The organism is Nonomuraea spiralis (assembly GCF_014648435.1).
Taxonomy (GTDB): domain Bacteria; phylum Actinomycetota; class Actinomycetes; order Streptosporangiales; family Streptosporangiaceae; genus Nonomuraea; species Nonomuraea spiralis.
The window spans coordinates 15,075-32,724 of record NZ_BMRC01000007.1; the positions used below are offsets into that span (position 1 = coordinate 15,075).

A 17,650-nucleotide genomic window follows, 5' to 3' on the forward strand; every position below is an offset into this window, starting at 1 on the left:
TGGATGGGCGTCATGGCCCTCGACGAGCTGCGCGACCTCCTCATCCGCCACGCTCGGCCCGATCTCGGCACGCCCATCGAGGACGTCGTGATCTTCAAGGCCGAACGCCCCCGGCCCCCGGCCCCGACGACCTACGGCAAGGTGCTGGCGGTCGTCGCCCAGGGAACGAAACGCTTCGCGCTGGGCGACCGCCTGTACGAGTACGGAGCGGGGCAGTACCTCGTCGCCTCGGTCGACCTGCCGGTGACCGCCCACTTCGCGAGGGCCGACGCGGAACGACCCGGGTTGGGGGTCGGGCTGACCCTGCATCCGGAGGCCATCGCGGAGGTGTTGCTGCAGGCGGCTCCGGGCGCTCTGCCGGAACTCGGCGACGACGCGCCGCCCGGCCTGGCGGTCAGCACCGCCCCGGCCGAGCTGCTCGACGCCGTCATCCGTCTGCTTCGCCTGCTCGACCGGCCGAGCGACATCGCCGTCCTCGCGCCGCTCGTCAAGCGGGAGATCCTCTGGCGGCTGATCACCGGCGAGCAGGGCGCGATCGTGCGCCAGTTCGGGCTGCCCGGCAGCAGCCTCAGCCATGTCGCCCGCGCGGTGCGGTGGATCCGCGACCACTACGCGCAGCCGTTCGGCGTCGAGGACGTGGCCAGACTGGCGGGGATGAGCGTCTCGGCCTTCCACCGCAACTTCCAGGCCGCCACCGCGATGAGCCCGATCCAGTTCCAGAAGCAGATCCGGCTCCAGCAGGCGCGCCTCCAGCTCGCCGCGGCCCCGGGCGACGTGGCCGGGGTCAGCCGTCGTGTCGGCTACTCCAGCCCGTCGCAGTTCAGCCGCGAGTACCGCCGCCAGTTCGGCGTGCCGCCGAGCCAGGACGCCAGGCGCCTCACTCCAGCACGCGATCGAGACGGATCGGCAGGGATCTCTGCCTGACCCCGGTGGCGTGCCAGACGGCGTTCGCGATCGCGGCGGCCGTGCCGACGTTGCCGATCTCGCCGGCGCCCTTGACGCCCATGGGGATGCCGGGCTCGTGATCGGGTACGAAATCGGCTTCGATGTCGGGTACGTCGGCGTGCGCGGCGATGTGGTACCCGGCGAAGTCCGCGTTGACGTGCCGGCCGGAGACCGGATCGCGCAGGCCCTCCTCGTGCAACGCCATGGAGAGCCCGCCGATCATGCCGCCGACGACCTGGCTGCGGGCCATGAGCGGGTTGACCACGCGGCCCACGGCGAACATCCCGAGCAACCGGCGTACCCGCACCTCGCCCGTCATCGGATCGACGGTCACCTCGGCGAACACGGCGCTGAACGAATGTCGTTCGCGTGCCGGCAACCCGCCGAGCGACCCCGTGGTGTCGGCCGTGACCGTACCGCGGCACCCCTGGGCGCGCAGCTTCTCCGCGGCCTCGATGATCGCCCACCCCCAGGACGTGGTCCCCCGGGAGCCGCCCGCGCCCCACGCGGGACCGAGGCCGCTGTCGGAGATCCGCAACCGGATCCGTTCCGTGCCGACCGCCAGCGCGTCGGCGGCGATCGCGGTCAGCGCGGTGCGCGCGCCGGTGCCGAGGTCGGTGGCGCCGATGGCCACGGTGAAGGTGCCGTCCGGCTCGGCGGTGATCGTGGCCGACGAGGGGAACGCCCCGGCGCTGAAGGATGTGGCGGCCAGCCCCGTGCCGGTCAGCAGCGCTCCCTCCCGCCGCCGCCGGGGCCGATGATCGCGTGTGTCCCAGCCGAACCTGCGGGCGCCTTCGCGCAGGCACGCGACCAGGTTGCGGCTGCTGAACGGCAGGCCGGACACCGGACCGGTCACCGGCTCGTTGCGCAGTCGCAGTTCGAGCGGATCCACGCCCAGCCGCTCGGCCACCTCGTCCATGGCCGATTCGAGGGCGAACGACCCGGGCGCGGCCCCCGGCCCCCGCATCGAGTACGGCGGCAGGATGTCGAGCGGGACCGCGCTGAGCCGGGTACGGATCGCCCGCGCCGCGTAGAGCGTCTTGGTCAGCTCGGTGCATCCTTCGAGGTATTCCACCAGCGGCGAGATCTCGAACGCCGCCTCGTGGTGGATCGCCCGCAGGCGGCCGTCCGCGTCGGCGCCGATCCGGACGAGCTGATCGGTCGCGGGCCGCATCGCGGTCGCCAGGAACACCTGGGGACGGGTGAGTGTGACCCGTACGGGCCGGCCGAACAGCAGAGCGGCCATCGCCGCCAGGATCAGCTGCGGACCGCAGAGCCCCTTGGAGCCGAAGCCGCCGCCGACGTGCTCGGTGCGTACGTGTACCAGGTCCGGGCTCAAGGAGAACAGCGTGGCCAGGGTGCGGGCTATGGAGAACGGCGCCTGGTCGGAGTCGATCGCCTCCAGCCGCTCTCCCTCCCACCACGCGGTCGCCGAGTGCGGCTCCATGGCGCTGCAGTGTTCCTCGGGGGTGCGGTACCGCTCCTCGACCACCACCGAGGACGCGGCGAGCTCCGCCTCCACGTCGCCGACGTCCACGGGCTCGTCGAAGATCGTCACCGCCGGACGGCTCGCCGGGTGATCGGCGGAGAAGGCCGTGTCGTGCGGCTCCTCGTCGTAGGTCACCGGCAGCGCCTCGGCCGCCGTCCGGGCCTGCTCCAGCGTCTCGGCCACGACGAGCGCGACGGGCCGGCCGGCGAAGGGGATCACCTCGTCCTGCAACAGCTGTAATTGGCCGTCCGGGCCGAAGAAGCCGCCCGCCGCCGGGTCGAGGCGGGGCGCGTTCCGGTGGTCGATCACGCCCAGCACGCCGGCCATGTCCTGGACGGCGGAGACGTCGACGTCCAGGACGCGGCCACGCGACACGGTGGACAGGACGACCACCCCGAAGGCCAGACCTGGTACGGGCACGTCGGCGGCGTAGCGGGCGGCGCCGGTCACCTTGGCCCGGCCCTCGACGCGCGGCTGCGCGACCCCGACCGCGTTCTTCATGGCCGCAGCTCCTTCAACACGGTCTCGATGAGATTGCCGGCCAGCCGCACCTTGTAGCCGTTGCCCGGCAGCGGTTCGGCGGCGGCGAGCTCGGCCTCGGCGGCGGCCCGGAACACCTCGGCCGACAGGGGCGCGTCCAGCAGGAACGCCTCGGCGGTCCGGGCGCGCCAGGGCCGCGAGGCGACCCCGCCGAGAGCGATCCGCGCCGAGCCGCCGTCCAGGTCGAGCGCCGCCGCGACGGAAACGGTGGCGAAGGCGTAGGACGCGCGTTCGCGCACCTTGCGGTAGCGCGAGCGCGGGGACACCGCGCTCCCCGGCAGGACCACCGCCGTGACCAACGCCCCCGGCGGCAGCGCCGTCTCGCGGTGCGGGGTGTCACCGACCGGCGGATAGAACTCCTCCAGCGGGATCTCCCCGGGGCCGTCGAGCGTCTCGTACCGCACGACCGCGTCGAACGCCAGCAGCGCGACCGCCATGTCGGACGGATGGGTGGCCGCGCAGCTCTGTGTCCAGCCGAGGATGGCGTGGTTGTGGTGCTCACCGGCGATCGCGGGACAACCCGTGCCGGGGACGCGCTTGTTGCACACCTGCGTGGCGAAGTAGGCGCACCGGGTCCGCTGCAGCAGGTTGCCGCCCACCGTGGCCATGTTGCGCAGCTGGCCGGACGCGCCGGCCAGCACCGCCTGGCTCAGCGCCGGAAAGCGCCGCCGTACGTCCGGGTGGGCGGCGAGGTCGCTGTTGGTCGTGGTGGCGCCGATGACCAGACCGCCGTCCGGCGCCTCGCCGACGCCGGCGAGCGGCAGCCGCCGTACGTCGACCAGCCTCGTGGGGGCCTCCACCCCCGCCTTCATCAGATCGACGAGGTTGGTGCCGCCGCCCAGGTACCGGGCGCCGCCGCCGGCCGCGATCAGCGCGTCACGGACGTCCGCCGCGCGTTCGTAGGCGAACTCCTTCATCCCGCGGTCTCCTCCCGGGCAGCCGTGCCGAGCACGGCGCGGACGATGGACGGGTAGGCGCCGCAGCGGCACAGGTTGCCGCTCATCCGCTCGCGCACCTCCGCCGCGTCCAGTGCCGGCGCCGGGCCGTCCGGGGACACGTCGGCGGTGACCGCGCTGGGCCAGCCCGCCCTGTGCTCGGCCAGCATCCCGACCGCCGAGCAGAGCTGCCCGGACGTGCAGTATCCACACTGGAAGCCGTCGAGCCGGACGAACGCCCGCTGCAGCGGCAGCAGTTCGCCGTCATCGGCCAGTCCTTCGACGGTCGTGATCCCGGCGCCCCCGGCGGCCACCGCCAGCGTCAGGCAGGAGACCACCCGCCGGCCGTCGAGGAGCACGGTGCACGCGCCGCACTGGCCCTGGTCGCAGCCCTTCTTGGGGCCGGTGTGGCCGAGGTCCTCGCGCAGGGCGTCCAGCAGCGTCCTGCGATTGTCGACGTCCAGCCGGTGCGGCACGCCGTTGACCTGGAGCGAGATGACGCTGCGGTGACAGCCGGTCATGGTCCTTCCTCTCTTGGGGTTACGGTGCTCTCGACGGCGATCAGAACGGCCAGGACGGCCACCACGACGGCCGGTCCGACCGGCGGCGGGAGAACCGCGGCGAGCGGCGCGGCGGCCAGGACGGCGCAGGCGGCGACCAGTCGCCGGCGGCCGAGCGTGCGCCGCATCCGGAGCCTGAACAGCAGATGGCCCACGAGGTAGAGCGCGACCCCGCCATGGAGCGCGAGTGCGGAGAACACACCCAAGGGCGCACTCCCGCCGGCGTGCGCGACCACGCCCTCGACGCCCAGAGCGGTGAGCAGGATTCCGGCGATCATGGGGAAGTGCCCGTAGGTGTAGCCCTCGACGGCCAGCATGACCTGCCGCTCGCCGCGTACGCCGCGCAGCCCGCGCTCGGCCGCCTCGGCCGCCACGTCGAAGTAGAGCCACCACAGGCACACCGCGAGGGCGATGCCGAGGACGGCCGCGAGCAGCAGCGCCACGCTGACGGGCCGTCCCGCGGCGCCGGCGCCCACGGCGACGATCGACTCGCCGATCGCCAGGATCAGGAACAGCCCGTGCCGCTCGGTCATGTGCGCCGGGCTGCGCAGCCGCCAGTGACCGTTCCTGGCCGTGAGATAGATGCCCGCCCAGTCCACCACCAGGGCGGCGGCGAACAGCAGCACCTGCGTCCAGCTCCCCAGCAATGTCCCCGACACCAGGAGCGCCGCGCTCGCCGTCATGGGCAGCCAGGTGATGGCGATCTGACGCCGCAGCCCGGTGTCGCCGTCCGCGGCCACGGCGAAGACCACGAGGTGCACCCAGCGGACCAGCAGGTAGGCGCCCACCAGCACGAGGGCGCCCGGCCCGCCGGCCCACGCCTCCGGGATGGTCAGGCCGACCACGAACATCGCCGCCATCGCGACGACCATCCCGCCCCGCAGCAGACCACCGTCGGCCCGGGAATGGTTGCCCAGCCAGGTGTAGCCGGACCAGGTGCCCCACAGCAGCGCCAGCATCAGCAGGCCGCGGAGCACGCCGCCGGCGTCGCGTTCGCGGGCCATGGAGCCGGTGAGCTGCGTGATCGCGAAGACGTAGACGAGGTCGAAGAACAACTCGAAGGGCGTCGCCCGGTGGTCCTCGCCGACCGGTCGTACGGCCGGCCGGGCCTTCCGCGGCAGGGTCACGACCGGCCCCGCCAACCGAAGGCCAGGGCCGGGACGCGGGGCCGCCGGCAGAAGTAGACGAACGCGGGCGGCACGTTGGCCCACACCGTCCGGCTGACCACGACCTCCTCGAACAGCCCGTCCAGCGACCGCCGCAGCCGCCGGGCCGGCGGAGCCCATCGCGTGTGCGCGTACGCGAACGTGGTGAACGCGCCGTGCGGGGCGAGGACGCCGGTGAGGGCGTCGAGCAGGTCGTGTTGCCGGCTCGCGGTGAACGCCGCCCAGGGCAGTCCGCTCACGATCACGTCCGCCTGGTGGTGGCCGCGTTCCGCGAGCATCTCGCGAAGGTCCCGGGCGTCGGCCACGGCGACGTCGATCTCGGGGTACCGGGTGGCGAGGCGTCGCGCGAACCGTTCGTTGACCTCGACGGCCAGGTGGTGGCCACGCCCGCCGAGCCGGTGCTGGATCGCCGCCGTGAACGCCCCCGTACCCGGCCCGAGCTCGACGACCAGCGGGTCGCCGTCCCGTGGCACGGGCGCGGTGATCAGCTCGGCCAGCGGCTCGCCGCTCGGCGCGACCGCGCCGACCGTGAAGGGTGCGCGCGCGAACTCGTGCAGGAACGCGGCACGGTCGTGGGCGCTCACCGACCGGCCCCGGCAGACGTCCGCAGGACCCGGGCGAGCCAGTCGTTCCTGGTACGGCGGGCAGCGACCGAGATCCGGGCCCCGGGGAACAGCGCGTCGAAGCCGTGGCAGCCGCCCGCCCAGATGTGCAGTTCCGCCTGGCCGCCGGCGGCCCAGATCCGAGTGGCGAACGCGACGCCCTCGTCGCGGAACACCTCGGCCGTCCCGGCGTCGACGTACGTGGTCGGCAGGCCGGACAGATCGTCGGCGATCGCCGGCGACATGTAGCCGGACACCTCCCCCCGGCCGATGAGCGACCGCCAGCCGAACTCGTTCATCTCGCGGGTCCAGACACCGGGGTCGCCGGCGTACTGGTGGCTGGAGGTGGTGTTGTCGCGGTGGTCGAGCATGGGACAGACCAGCACCTGTGCGGCGATCGAAGGCGCGCCCCGGTCACGGGCCAGCAGGGTGAGCCCGGCGGCCAGGCCACCACCGGCGCTGGCTCCGGCGACGATGATGCGGCCCGGGTCGACACCCAGCTCGCCGGCGTGCTCGGCGACCCAGAGCAGGCCCCGGTAGCAGTCCTCGACCGGGGTCGTGCCGGTGGCCTCCGGCGCCAGCCGGTACTCCACGGAGACGACGGTGGCGCCGAACAGGTCGAGCCAGTCCAGGGGGATGTCGATCTGCGAGAAGCGGTCTCCCATGACCATGCCGCCGCCGTGGACCCAGTAGACGCACGGGGCCGGCGCCTGATCGGCCCGAGCCGGAGTGAAGATCGACAACGGTACGGGGGCGCTGATCTCGCGGTGGTCGGCGGCGTGGCCGCGCAGGATCGCGTCGACCGGCGTGGACGGCAGCCGGCGCAGCCGGGCGAGCGCCTCCGCGTCGAGCCCGGACGTGAGGGGCAGGTCGGCGAGGAGCGCGCGCAGCTCGGGGTCGAGGCCGGGGCGGGCCGTGGTGGTCTCGTTCACAGCGCGGCCTTGCCGCCGACGGGGACCTCGTCGGTGTACCGCGGTGGCCCGGCCAGCAGCGGACGCAGGGCGGCGGTGAACGCCTGGGCCCGTTCGCTCGCGAAGAACCTGGCGTGGGCCTCCTCGCTGACCCAGCCCTCGGTGACGTGGACGGTGTCCGGATCGCCGGCCGAGCGGCCGACGAGGAAGACGACGCAGTCGTCGTCCGGCAGGGACGGCGCGTCGAGCAGGGCCGCGACCAGGTCATCGCCTCTGCCGGGCGGCGCGGTCATGGTGGCGTGGAAGCCGTGGCTGATGATCATCGCATCACTCCTCACTGGTGGGGTCCGGTCGCAGCCCACTGTGGGCGCCGCCCCCGCCGTGCCACATCAGTCATCCGACTCCCGCCTTGAGCGCCCACGGCGGCCGATGACCTAACCGCCGATGCGGTTAGGTCATTTGACGGATGCGCCGCTCCGGCGGGTGCCCGACCATCGACACGTGACGAGTCCTCCAGAGCCGCCGGCCGTCCTGCGCATGCGGGAGATCCGGGACCGGGCCCTGTTCGACGCGGACGACGGCGCGGTCACGCCGTCGAACCGGGCCGAGCTGAAAGCGGTCGCGCACCTGCTGAACGTGCTGCTGGCCAGCCTGGTAGTGTCCTCGTTGCAGTACGAGCAGCACGCACTGCTCGTCCGCGGGCCCTCACACCGGCCGGTCGCGGACTTCCTCTACGGCTGCGCCGACCGTGACCGCGCCGGCGCGCGGCTGCTCGCGACCCGCATCGCCCAGCTCGGGTTCACCGCCGGTCATGACCCGCGGCACCTGCCCGAGCGCTCGCGCGTCACTTACCAGACGTTCCAGGACGGCGATCTGACCGGCGTCGTGACGCAGGATCTCGTGGGCGCGCGGATCCTCATCCAGTCGCTGCAGGAGGCGGTGCGCTGGGTCGGGGCCGACGACCCCACCACCCGCCGCCTGCTGGAACGGCTGCTGGAGGACAAGGAGGCGCAGGCCGACGAGCTCAGCGCGGGGCTTCGGCATCCGGGGAGAGCGCATCCCTGAGCCCCGCGCGCGAGGTGACGCCGAGCTTGGGGAAGATGCGGTACAGGTGCGCGCCCACCGTCCGGTGCGACAGGTACAGCCGCTCCGCGATCTGTTTGTTGGTCAGACCGCTCGCGGCCAGCTCGGCGATCTGCAACTCCTGCGCGGTCAGGGCGACCGGGCCGCCGGACGGCGTCTCGGCCGGCCGGTGTCCGGCGGCACGCAGCTCGTTCTGCGCCCGTTCGGCCCAGGGGGCGGCGGCCATCGCGGCGAAGCCGTCACGCGCGACGAGCAGGTGCCGGCGCGCCTGCGACGCCGACCTGTCACGACGCAGTCTCTCGCCGAGGACGAGCCGGGCGCGGGAGGCGTCCCACAACCACCGTTCGGCCGCGTGGCCCGACAGCAGCGACTCCAGCCGCGCCCCCGCCTCGTCGTCATCGGAGACGAGGAACTCCGCCGCCGCCTGGAGCAGCGTCATCCGGGTCGACAATCCGGCCACGCCGGCGGCCCGCATCCCCTCGACGTGCGCCCTGGCCTCGGCCATCCGCCCGGTCCGCACCGCCGCCTCGACGAGGTCGAACATGACCCACGTGCAGTGAGGCACGTACGAGGCGAGCGCGCCGGGCGGGCTCAGCGCGGCGGCGTGGTGGAAGGCGGCGCCGAAGTCTCCCTGGCCCAGCGCCGCGAGGGTACGCGGATGCTGGGCGAACAGCGCCGCGGCCGTCACACCGCGCGGCAGCGCCCAGTGGGTGATCTCGTCGGCGAGCGCGTACGCCTCGTCGAAGCGTCCCCGTCCGGCGGCGAGGATCGCGCTGTTGTACCGGAAATACCAGGCGAAGAAGGAGAAGCCGCTGGTGTCGCAGACCTGCTGTCCCTCGCGGGCGAGCTCCTCGGCCTCGTCCCATCGGCCGACGAGGTAGTCGTCCAGGCACAGGTGCATGAGGGCGCCGAGGTGCCTGCGGGGCGCGCCCCCCTCCCGTCCCTGCCGGACCAGCCGCCACGAGGACTCGCGGCAGTCACCCAGGCGGTCCAGATAGACCGAGGCCGTGCCGACCCGCATGATCCGCGTGGGGTCGGTCTCGTCCGCGAGGGTGTCGAGGATGACCTGGCTGCTCGCCAGCGCCGACGCCCCCGTGCGGACCGGGTCGGGGAAGGTCCTGCTCGCCAGCGACAACACGTCGGGCGGTCGCGGCTCCAGCCGGCCCAACGCCCGGTAGAACGGCTCCCAGTACTCGGGCGCGCTGCCGTACCAGCACAGCAGCATCAACGTGTGCATGGCCTCGACGAGCGCGGGATCCTCGGCCCGATAGCCGTGCTCGGCGGTCTCGATGGCGCCGACCAGGAGCCGGTGGGCGGTGGCGACGTCGCCGTCCCCGTTGAGCATCAGGAACGCGGCCGCGTTGGCGGCGTGCAGCGAGCCGGTGGAGTCGGGAGCCGCCCGCCGCGCGTCGGTCAGGAGCGTCTTGGCGTCGTCCAGGGCTCCGCTCGCCTCGGCGCCGATGTAGGCGGCCTCGGAGAGCCGCCGCCCCCGATCGGCGCTCGTCACGCTCAGCTCGGCCGCCCGGATCAGCGCGGCGACCGCGGCGAACGCGTCACCGCGCAGCATGATGCGATGCGCCGAGTCCTCAAGCAGCGCCGCCACCGTCTCGTCGGGGCCGACGGCGGCTGCCGCGAGGTGCCACGCGCGACGTTCCTGGTCACCCGTCAGGGCGCCGGCGAGGGCGACGTGCGCGGTACGGCGCTCCTCGTGCGTGGACCCCGCCACGATCGCCGACCTGATCAGCGGGTGCCGGAACGCGATCCGCGCCGTGGCGTCGTCCACGCGTACGAGCTGCGCCCGCTCAGCGGGGGCCAGGTCGGCCAGCCCGGCCTCGTCCGGCAGGGCGGCCCTGAGCACCCGGACGTCGCCGGTGCCCTCGAACGTGGCCAGCAGGAGCGTTCTCCGGGTCGGTTCCGGCAGGTCGGCGATCCGCGCGGCGAACATCGCCTGGAGCCGGTCGCTGAGCGGGACCACCTCCGAGTGCGCCACCGCGGGATGCGTCGCGCCCAGCAGCGTCGAAGGTAACTCCGTCAGCGCCAGCGGATTGCCCTGTGCCAGGTCGAGCAGCCGTTTCCGGACGCGTACCGGCATGTCCGGGAAGTTGTCGTCGACCAGTTGCCCCGCCGCCGTCCGTTCCAGCGGCTGGACGACCATCTCGGTCAGCCCCCGTGGCGCCGAGGAGCTCACCGCCCCCGTCCTGGCGGAGATCAGCAGCGCGGCCCGTACGCCCTGCAGACGGCGGGCGACGAACCCCAGCACGACCGCGCTGGCCCGATCGATCCATTGGACGTCGTCCACGAGAAGGGCGAGCGGCGTCCCGGCGGCGACCTCCTTGACGAGCAAGAGGGCGGCGTTGCAGACCAGGAGCGCGTCGGTGGGCGCGCCGGCGCCGAACCCCAGCGCCACCGACAACGCCTCCCGAAGCTCCGGCGGCAGGCGCCGGATGTCGGCCTCGACCGGCAGGAGGAGCTGGTTGAGGCAGGAGTAGCTGACGTCGGCCTCGAACTCCGACCCGGACGCCCGCAGCACCCGCATCCCCGCGGTGACGGCCAGCTCGGCCGCGGCGGCCAGGAGGGCGGACTTGCCGATGCCGGGGTCACCCCACATCAGCCGCGCGTCGCCCTGCCGCCGCGCCGCGCCGAGAAAACCGGACAGCTCCTCGAGCTCGGCACGGCGGCCGAAGAGTGTGTTGCTGGCCACGGATACCTCACGGCGTCGGAGAGTGCCTCACCAGCTCCGGATGAAGGCTGCTGCGATCATAGCCGCCACCTGATCATCGTCCAGGTCCGCCGCCGTCCCTCTCCGCAGAACGGCGGGATCGGGCAAGGGAACGCGACCATCGAGCAAGTCCGGCGCACCCGAGCCGTGGCCTATGGGCAAGCGGCCTATGACGACCCGGACCGTTTCGACATCACCCGCAAACCCGCCCAGCACGTGGCCTTCGGTCACGGCATCCACTACTGCCTGGGCGCCCCGCCGGCCCGCGTCGAGGGCGAGATCGCCTTCCGGCAACTGCTCGAACGTTTCCCCGTGCTCGAACTGGCCGTGCCGGCGGACCGGCTCGCCTGGCGGGAGGGAATGCTCATGCACGGCCTGACCGCCCTGCCGGTACGCACCCGTGCGACTCCGGACCCGCGCCTGTTACGACCCCGAACGGGGTGAGGTGCGCAGAGCCCTCGCCCGGTCGCCCGCATCGTCTGGCAGCCTGAGCGGCGCCCGCCCAGACGGCGGGCGTACGGCTGCTGGTGCTCGCGCCGGTGACGGCGGCCGTCCGGCGACTTCCGCGGCGGCCTGAAGGCTGCCGGATCGGCCAGGCGGGTTGCCACCTCACGTTCCGCGTCCCCGCCGGTTTCCAGGGCCCGGTACGGGCACAACTCGGCAGACCCGCCGCGCCCGGGCAACCGCCGGAGGTGACCGGCCTTCAGATGGTCAGTCGTCCGGATCGTCCGGAGCGGCGGCCGGTGCGATCTGCAGGGGTGCCGCCGTGCCGCCGCCGGTGAGCTCGCGTCCCTGGTTCAGGGTGTGGTCGAGCTGCCTGGCCAGGATCGGGAGGGTCGCCGGAGGCAGGTACGCGTCGGCGCCGGCGTCCAGCAGGCGCCGGATCGGGCCGTCGTACCGGACACCGAGCTCGGGGTCCTCGATCTCGGTGACGACGACGCGGGCCTTCGGGAACATCGACCGGAGACCCGCGATCAGCTGCGGGCTGCCCGCGGGCACCAGCAGCACATCGGCCGTCACGGGCGCCGCGTGCAGGTCGAGCACGACGTAGTCCGCCCCGAGCTGTGTCGAGAGGGCGACCCGGGCCGCGGCCGACAACTCCATCGCGGTGGCCACGACCGTCACGCTCTCGTAGTCGACCGGTGGCTGGTCGTCGGTCTCGTCCGGCGCGGCGCGATCGACGACGGCGCCTTGGACCACGGCGACGGTGCTGGAGATCGTCGCGATCGAGGCGCCGTCCCGGGTGAGGATCACGTTCTCGCCGGGCTCAAGGGCGTCGACGATCGCCACGACGTCGTCGGGCAGGCGGGTCACGTCGATCTGCTGTGGGGAGCGCGGGGCGCGCCTGCGGGTCATCGTGCCCGGGGCGCGCTCACGGTGGCGCGCGCGTTCCGGGCCGTGGGCGGACGCCCTGCTGTGGGCCTGCTCGCGGCGGTGTGGTCGCCGCTGCGGAGGCGCCGGTCCCGGCAGATGATCACGTGGGTCCCCTTCCCAGGCTGTGATCTTGTTGGATGCCGCAGCACGACGGTTGGTTCGCGGCCGTCCCGGAGTTTCTTCCCGGCCGACGGCTGAATAGCGGGGGCGTCACGGGTGGCTTGTGGCCGGCTTGTGAACGCACTACGGCGTCCTCGCCGGGTGGGCAGGCGGCCACAGGTGAGTCACAAGGCCGGTGGTGAACAGTCGGCCGCATGGAACTCGATATCTCCGCCCTCGACATGCTTCCCGCCCTCGAGGAAGCCCAGCTCTCCGGCTGCATGATGTCCTGCGGGTTCACCGGCTGCGGCAGGACGGTCGTGGAAGGTCTGGGTGATGTGACTGACCTGCTCTGACCTGCTCTGAAGTCAACCGGCCCGCGTGTCCGCCCCCGGCGCGCGGGCTTGACTCGTTCGGGGCGTCATACGGTCCCGGACGAGCCGGGCGAGCGTCGCCGTTCGGAGGTGGCGTGCGGAACCTTGTGGCCGGGTTGCGGCACCGATCACCCGGCGCACCCCAGGACTTCAAGCGGCGGAGTTCGGCCACATGTCGGCCACAAGTCGCCGCCGTACCGTCGTCGCAGGCCGAGTGCCCGGACGTCGCAGGCGACGCCGGGACCGGTCATCTTTCGGGCACGGATGTGAGGACGGAAGTGAGTCCATGGACAACGGTGAGCGCCGCGAGGGGGATCGTCCCCTGCTCCAGGACGTCGCCAGGGCGGCGCTGGCGCGGGCGACCGGGCAGCCGGTGACCGGACAACCGGCGACGGGGCAGCCGGCGACGGTCGGCGGCTGGGAGATCCGCACCGGCACCCCGTGGACGTACGTGACGCCGGTGGACTCCGCCGGGCGGTCGCAGGGCTGGAAGCTGCACGTCTCGGCCACGCCGCTCTCGGCACCCTTGGTGCTGGCCCGGGTCGTCGACGTGCTGGGCCGCCACGGGTGCGCGTTCAAGTTCGCCTCCGACCTCCAGGAGGTGGCCAGGCTCCTGTCCCGGGAGACGCCGCGCGGCTCGGTCGGCAAGTTCGTCACCGTGTACCCGCCGGACGACCGGGCCGCCGTGGCGATCGCCGCGGAGCTGGACGCGGCCACGTACGCGCTGAGCGGGCCGCCGATCCTGTCCGATCGCGCGTACCGGGCGGGAAGTCTCGTGCACTACCGGTACGGGGTGTTCTCCGCCCCGAGCGAACTCGGCCACGACGGCACCTACGAGTCCCGGCTGACCGCGCCCGACGGCACGAAGGAGATCGACCGGCGCGACCCGTGGTACTCGCCGCCGGCGTGGGCGGTGTGCCCGTTCGAGCCGGAGCCGCCGAAGGCGGGCCGCCCGGAGCAGGTGCTGCTGGCCGGCCGGTTCGTGGTGCGCAAGGCGATCCGGCACAGCGCGAAGGGCGGGGTGTTCCTGGCCGAGGACCGGCGCGAGGGGGGAGAGGTGGTCGTCAAGCAGGCCCGCCCCCACCTCGGCGCCTCGATCGACGGGCGCGACATGCGTGACCTGCTGCGCCATGAGGCGCACATGCTCGACCTGTTCGCCCCGCTGGGCGTCACGGCGCGCAAGGTGGCCCTCTTCGAGCAGGACGACAACCTGTTCCTGGCCCAGGAACTGCTGCCCGGGACCGCGCTGAGCACCTGGGCCGGCGAGCACCGCCGCGCCGGTCGCGGCGCGGCGTGGCCGGAGACCGTCCTGCGCCTGTCCAGAAGCCTGCTGGCCCTGGTCTCCACCGTGCACGGCCAGGGGTACGTGCTGCGCGACCTGACGCCGAACAATGTCATGATCACTCCCGGGCTCGACTGCCGGCTGATCGACCTGGAGCTGGCCGCCGTACCCGGTGAACCCGTACAGCGGAGCTTCACCCCGGGGTACGCGGCCCCCGAGCAGCGTGCCGCGGCCGTGCACGCGCCCGCGCCCGGCCATGCCGCCGACCTGTACGCGCTGGGCGCGACGCTGTACCACCTGGCCACCGCGTCCACGCCGATGTTGCTGGACGACGAGCCCTCCGGCGGGCGGTCGCGCGACGCGCGGCTGTCCACGCTGGCCGGCGTCGCCGCCGCCGGTGATCCGACGATGACCGCGATGACCCCGCTGCTGCTCGGCCTGATGGCCGAGGACCCCGGGGAACGCTGGGACCTGCGCCGGGCGGCGGACTTCCTGGACGAGCTGTCCACCCGGGGCGTGCCGTCCGTGGCGCCCGGCGCGAGCCGTCTGGGCACGGCCGAACAGGACCGCCTCCTCCAGGACGGCCTCGCCTACCTCCGGCACGCCATGTCGCCGGACGCGCTCGCCGCCGCCGACCCCACGGGTGCCCTGTGGCCCGCCCCCGGATTCGGCGCGACGGCCGATCCGTGCGCCGTCCAGTACGGCTCGGCGGGGGTGCTCCACCTGCTCGCGTCGATGTCGCGGACGGACCCCGGCCAGGCGCTCACCCCGGAGGCGCGGGCCGACGCCGTCACGGTCCTGCGGGAGGCCGCGGCCTGGACGATCCGCCGCCTGGAAGGCGAGCACCGGCCCTCCCCGGGCCTGTACTTCGGCCGGGCCGGGATCGCCTGGGGCCTGTTCGAGGCGGGACGCCTGCTCGGCGACGAGCCGGTACGGGCCGCCGCCGTCGAGATGGCGCTCACCCTGCCGGTCACCTGGCCCAACCCGGACGTGTGCCACGGCCTCGCCGGAACCGGGACGGCCCTGCTGCACTTCTGGCGGGAGACGGGCGAGGCCCGGTTCGGCGACCGCGCGGGCGAGTGCGCCGACGCCCTGCTCAAGGCGGCCCGGCACACCGACGGCGAGGTGTTGTGGCCCGTTCCCGCCGACTTCGACTCCACGCTGGCCGGCGTCGTGCACTACGGCTTCGCCCACGGGGTCGCGGGGATCGCGACGTTCCTGCTGGCCGCCGGTGCCGCGCTGGATCGTACGGACTGCCTGGAGATCGCCGTGGCGGCGGGGGAGACGCTGCTGGCCGCGGCCGAACACCGCGACGGGACGGCCTGGTGGCCGGAGTCACCCGGCGGCGGCGGCAGGCTCCCGCACTGGTGCAGCGGATCGTCGGGGATCGGGACGTTCCTCGTCCGCCTGCACGCGGTCACTGGCGACCCGCGTTTCCGGCAGGCCGCCGAGGGCGCCGCCGCCGCCGTGTACGAACGCCGCCTGGTCTCGGGCACCTCAGCCTGCCACGGCCTGGCCGGTGACGGTCATTACCTGCTCGACCTGGCCGATCTCCTGGACGAACCCGGCTACCGGACACAGGCGGAGGAGCTGGCCGCGGTCCTGTGGAGCCGTGCCGTCGTCCGCGCCGGGTCGCTGGTGACGCCGGACGAAGGCGGGACGGCGATCGGCGTCGGCTGGAACACCGGGCTGGCGGGCGTCCTGAGTTTCCTGCACCGCCTCCGTCACGGCGGCCCGCGCCCCTGGACGGCGGACGGCACTTCCGGGCGGTACGTCCGATGAGCCCGAGCATCACCACCACGGCGGACCGCCTGCCGGACGTCACCCGTATCAACTTCCGCTTCTCCGGGCACGGCCGGTTTGCCGCCTGCCTGGCCCGGCGCGGCCGCGGCCACCTCGTACCGGAGACCTGGGACCTCGCCGGCGCCCGGCCGCGGGTCCTGCGCACCCGCGCCGGCGAGACCCTGACGAGCGTGCCGACACCCACGGACGGCGGCGACGTGCTGCTGTGCCGCTTCGGGGCCGGCGCGCACCGCCTGACCCTGGTCACCGCGCCGCCACGCGAGGACGAGGACGCCGAGGAGCACGAGCTGGCCGTCTTCCACGGCGGTGTGGTCAGGGTCGTGGCGGGCGCGGCCCCGGGGATCGCCGCCCTGGCGCTGGCCACCGGCCCTGACGGGCGTACGGCGGTGTGGCGGTTGTCCGGCGGGCCGGAGCGGCCTGAGCGGATCGCCACGCTGCCCTGCCCGGTCAGGGGCGGGACCTGGCTCGACGAGACCGGCCGCCGGCTCGCCCTGACCAGGGCCGGGACGGGACCGGTCACTGTGGTCCTGGACACGTCGGACGGCTCCCTCACCCCGCTGGCCGGCCCGGCGGACGACGAGTACGTGTTGCTGGCGGCGCCCCGCGCGGGCGTGCTGCTGACGGCCGTGCTCCGCGAGGGCGCGTACCGGCTGGGCGTACGCGACCGCGACGACGACGGCCCCACCCGTCACCCCGAGCGGCTGAACGCCTTCGAAGGCGAGGTGACGCCGCTGGCGCTGAACCCCTCGGGACGGCGGCTGGCCCTCGCGGTGAACCGCCGTACCCGCTCCCACCTCGTCCTGCACGACCTGGCGGAGGACGCCGGCGCCGAGGTCGGCCTGCCCGCCGGGACGATCTTCCCGGTCGCCCGCTGGGGCGCCGGCGGCCTGCATCTCGTCCACAGCACGCCCGACCGCCCGCCCGGCCTGGTCGACATCGCCGGTTGCTCCGTGTCCCGCCCCACGGGCGAAGACGGTGCTCCGGCTCGCGTACTGACCTATCCGGGCGCGGCGGGACCGATCGAGGCGATCGTGTACGGCGACCCCGCGACCAGCCGTCAGGTGGCGGTCGCGCTGCACGGCGGCCCCGAGTCCGCCTGGCGGTTCGCCCACGATCCGCTCTTCCAGCGCCTCTCCAGGGCGGGCGTCGCCGTCGTCGCGCCCAACCAGCGCGGCAGCACCGGCTACGGGGACGCCCACCGCGACGCCATCCGCGACGCCTGGGGCGGCCCCGACCTCGCCGACCTCCTCGCCCTGGGCCGCGCCCTGGCCGCCGCCCGCAGGCCAGGCGCACCGCGGCCGATGTTGTACGGCGCCAGCTACGGCGCCTACCTCGCCCTGCTGGCCTGCGCCGCGCGGGCGGACCTGTGGTCCCGCGCCGCGGTCGTCGCGCCCTTCCTGTCCGGACGGGCGCTGTACCGCGACGGCCCGCCCCCGGTACGCGCCCTGCTGGACCGGCTCGGCGGGCACACCGACATCGACGACGACCTCGGCCCGCGCGACCTGCTGAGGTTGGCCGGGCGCCTGCGATCGCCGCTGCTCATCGTGCACGGCGACGACGACCCGATCATCCCCGTCGCGCACTCCCGACGGCTGTACGCGCGACTGCGCCTGGCCCGAGGGCCGATGGACGCCGAACTGACCTACATGGAGGTCCCCGGCGGCGGCCACGACCTCCAGCACGGCGTCCGCGACGCCGCCGTCCTGGACCGCGTCGTCGCCTTCCTCCGCGCCTGACCGGGCGCGGAGCTCACCAGCTCGGCCGGTAC

General features: G+C 73.9%; 15 protein-coding genes. 6 read left to right on the forward strand and 9 right to left on the reverse strand.

The window, feature by feature from the left end; genetic code table 11:
- Positions 1 to 3: 3 nt before the first annotated feature.
- Entirely contained in the window at positions 4 to 924 is a 921-nt protein-coding gene (locus tag IEZ27_RS18470) for an AraC family transcriptional regulator (RefSeq protein ID WP_229824106.1), read from the forward strand.
- Here the strand turns inward: IEZ27_RS18470 and IEZ27_RS18475 are convergent.
- Genes IEZ27_RS18475 through IEZ27_RS18505 form a run of 7 tightly spaced genes read right to left on the reverse strand, consistent with a single transcriptional unit; the run spans position 878 to position 7,471 of the window.
- Positions 878 to 2,935: a xanthine dehydrogenase family protein molybdopterin-binding subunit gene (locus IEZ27_RS18475; protein WP_189648365.1), complete on the reverse strand. Its 2,058-nt coding sequence runs from the start codon at positions 2,933 to 2,935 to the stop codon at positions 878 to 880. The two genes, IEZ27_RS18470 and IEZ27_RS18475, sit on opposite strands and share 47 nt — an antisense overlap.
- On the reverse strand, positions 2,932 to 3,891 hold the full coding sequence (locus IEZ27_RS18480; RefSeq protein WP_189648366.1) for an FAD binding domain-containing protein: 960 nt from the start codon (positions 3,889 to 3,891) through the stop codon (positions 2,932 to 2,934). The genes IEZ27_RS18475 and IEZ27_RS18480 overlap by 4 nt, the downstream gene beginning before the upstream one ends.
- Positions 3,888 to 4,430, reverse strand: coding sequence for a (2Fe-2S)-binding protein (locus IEZ27_RS18485; protein WP_189648367.1), 543 nt, complete (start codon positions 4,428 to 4,430; stop codon positions 3,888 to 3,890). Before IEZ27_RS18485 ends, IEZ27_RS18480 begins: the two co-directional genes overlap by 4 nt.
- Positions 4,427 to 5,596 (reverse strand): low temperature requirement protein A, encoded by a 1,170-nt coding sequence (locus IEZ27_RS18490; RefSeq protein WP_189648368.1) that lies wholly within the window; start codon positions 5,594 to 5,596, stop codon positions 4,427 to 4,429. The genes IEZ27_RS18485 and IEZ27_RS18490 overlap by 4 nt, the downstream gene beginning before the upstream one ends.
- Positions 5,593 to 6,219, reverse strand: a complete 627-nt coding sequence (locus tag IEZ27_RS18495; protein ID WP_189648369.1) for a class I SAM-dependent methyltransferase — start codon at positions 6,217 to 6,219, stop codon at positions 5,593 to 5,595. Before IEZ27_RS18495 ends, IEZ27_RS18490 begins: the two co-directional genes overlap by 4 nt.
- A complete protein-coding gene (locus IEZ27_RS18500; RefSeq protein WP_189648370.1) occupies positions 6,216 to 7,169 on the reverse strand; it encodes an alpha/beta hydrolase in 954 nt (317 codons plus the stop codon). Before IEZ27_RS18500 ends, IEZ27_RS18495 begins: the two co-directional genes overlap by 4 nt.
- The gene (locus IEZ27_RS18505) at positions 7,166 to 7,471 is read right to left on the reverse strand and encodes a putative quinol monooxygenase (protein WP_189648371.1); all 306 of its coding nucleotides are present in this window, start codon (positions 7,469 to 7,471) and stop codon (positions 7,166 to 7,168) included. Before IEZ27_RS18505 ends, IEZ27_RS18500 begins: the two co-directional genes overlap by 4 nt.
- Positions 7,472 to 7,649: 178 nt before the next feature.
- Between IEZ27_RS18505 and IEZ27_RS18510 the strand changes: the two genes are divergently transcribed.
- A complete protein-coding gene (locus tag IEZ27_RS18510; RefSeq protein ID WP_189648372.1) occupies positions 7,650 to 8,213 on the forward strand; it encodes a ferritin-like domain-containing protein in 564 nt (187 codons plus the stop codon).
- On the opposite strand, the gene IEZ27_RS18515 is transcribed toward IEZ27_RS18510, so the two are convergent.
- The gene (locus IEZ27_RS18515) at positions 8,173 to 10,932 is read right to left on the reverse strand and encodes an AAA family ATPase (RefSeq protein WP_189648373.1); all 2,760 of its coding nucleotides are present in this window, start codon (positions 10,930 to 10,932) and stop codon (positions 8,173 to 8,175) included. The genes IEZ27_RS18510 and IEZ27_RS18515 overlap by 41 nt on opposite strands.
- A 165-nt stretch (positions 10,933 to 11,097) precedes the next feature.
- On the opposite strand from IEZ27_RS18515, the gene IEZ27_RS53975 reads away from it, so the two are divergent.
- The gene (locus IEZ27_RS53975; RefSeq protein WP_229824107.1) at positions 11,098 to 11,394 is read left to right on the forward strand and encodes a cytochrome P450; all 297 of its coding nucleotides are present in this window, start codon (positions 11,098 to 11,100) and stop codon (positions 11,392 to 11,394) included.
- Positions 11,395 to 11,661: 267 nt separating this feature from the next.
- On the opposite strand, the gene IEZ27_RS18525 is transcribed toward IEZ27_RS53975, so the two are convergent.
- Positions 11,662 to 12,306, reverse strand: a complete 645-nt coding sequence (locus tag IEZ27_RS18525) for a response regulator transcription factor (RefSeq protein WP_189648374.1) — start codon at positions 12,304 to 12,306, stop codon at positions 11,662 to 11,664.
- Between the two features lie 332 nt (positions 12,307 to 12,638).
- Between IEZ27_RS18525 and IEZ27_RS18530 the strand changes: the two genes are divergently transcribed.
- The 3 genes from IEZ27_RS18530 (at position 12,639) to IEZ27_RS18540 (ending at position 17,618) form a co-directional block, all read left to right on the forward strand.
- Positions 12,639 to 12,779: a hypothetical protein gene (locus IEZ27_RS18530; protein WP_189648375.1), complete on the forward strand. Its 141-nt coding sequence runs from the start codon at positions 12,639 to 12,641 to the stop codon at positions 12,777 to 12,779.
- 304 nt (positions 12,780 to 13,083) lie between these two features.
- On the forward strand, positions 13,084 to 15,861 hold the full coding sequence (lanL, locus tag IEZ27_RS18535) for a class IV lanthionine synthetase LanL (RefSeq protein ID WP_189648376.1): 2,778 nt from the start codon (positions 13,084 to 13,086) through the stop codon (positions 15,859 to 15,861).
- A complete protein-coding gene (locus tag IEZ27_RS18540) occupies positions 15,858 to 17,618 on the forward strand; it encodes an alpha/beta hydrolase family protein (protein WP_189648377.1) in 1,761 nt (586 codons plus the stop codon). The genes lanL and IEZ27_RS18540 overlap by 4 nt, the downstream gene beginning before the upstream one ends.
- The last annotated feature ends 32 nt before the right edge of the window (positions 17,619 to 17,650 follow it).